This is a genomic window from Verrucosispora sioxanthis, from assembly GCF_010560025.1.
GTDB classification, from domain to species: domain Bacteria; phylum Actinomycetota; class Actinomycetes; order Mycobacteriales; family Micromonosporaceae; genus Micromonospora; species Micromonospora palythoicola.
On sequence record NZ_SAIY01000031.1, the window covers coordinates 1 to 1071 of the forward strand.

Here is a 1071-nt window from a genome sequence, read left to right on the forward strand (position 1 = left end):
GCACCGCCGCCGGCCTGCTCGCCGTCTACGGTGAGGCGGTCGCCGACCACCGGGCCGGCCTCACCGCCGAACTCACCGCCTCCCGCTGCTGACGCCGAGACGGGCCCGCTCGCGCCGGGCCACGTGCCACCGGACAGCGCCGGACCACAACGGTGCCCGGGCGGTGCGGTGCTGGTCGCCGTAGAGTTGGCCGGATGAGCGACCTCGGGGCACTTATCGAGTCCGTCTGCGCGGAGCGGGAACTCGCCTGCGAGTCCACCGGCCCCGGGTCGTACGCGGTGACCCTGCCCGGTACGCACAAGCTCAAGACGATCTGCAACCTGATCGTCGGCGAGCACGCGCTGCGGGTCGAGGCGTTCGTGATGCGCCAGCCGGACGAGCGGCGCGAGGAGCTGTGGGCCTGGTTGTTGCAGCGCAACGCCAAGATGTACGCCGTGTCGTTCTCCATCGACGCGGTCGGCGACGTCTACCTCACCGGTCGGGTGAACCCGGACGCGGTCGACGCCGACGAGCTGGACCGGCTGCTCGGCGCGGTACTGACCTACGCCGACGAGTCCTTCGACACGATGCTGGAGATCGGGTTCGGCAGCTCGATCCGCCGCGAGTGGGAGTGGCGGGTGAAGCGGGGTGAGTCGACCGCCAACCTGGCAGCCTTCGCGCACCTGTTCGAGCCCTCGGCGGGGGCCCGGTCGACTCCGCCGACCGCCGGAGGTTCGGACCGCTCCTGACGGGTAAGCCGCAGCGCGCGGTGCGGCGTTGGGACCCGCCGCGCCGAGACGGCGAGTGGCGAGGAGCGTGAGCGTCCATGGCTCAGCGAAGCAGCTCGGGTCGCGGCGGGACCGCGACCAGGACCAAACGGCAGGGTGGCAACCAGACCCCGAACACGCCGAGGATCTCCGAGTCGGAGATCGCCCGGATGCGGGTCGACGACATTCGGGGACAGCTGCGGCGGCACGGGGTCTCCGGCATCTCCGCCCTGCGGAAGCCGGAACTGGTGAAGACACTGACGAAGACGCTGCGGTCCAGTGGCGCCGGGCGCCGCAGCAGCGGTCCGGCCGGCCGGGCCGGCGC

Annotated in this window: 1 protein-coding gene and 1 pseudogene; both read left to right on the forward strand. The window is 72.2% G+C overall.

Annotated features, from left to right (window positions below):
- The first annotated feature begins 194 nt into the window (after positions 1–194).
- The gene (locus ENC19_RS29180) at positions 195–728 is read left to right on the forward strand and encodes a type III secretion system chaperone family protein (RefSeq protein WP_164448487.1); all 534 of its coding nucleotides are present in this window, start codon (positions 195–197) and stop codon (positions 726–728) included.
- 77 nt (positions 729–805) lie between these two features.
- A pseudogene (locus ENC19_RS29185) lies at positions 806–1071 on the forward strand (hypothetical protein); the annotation flags it as partial.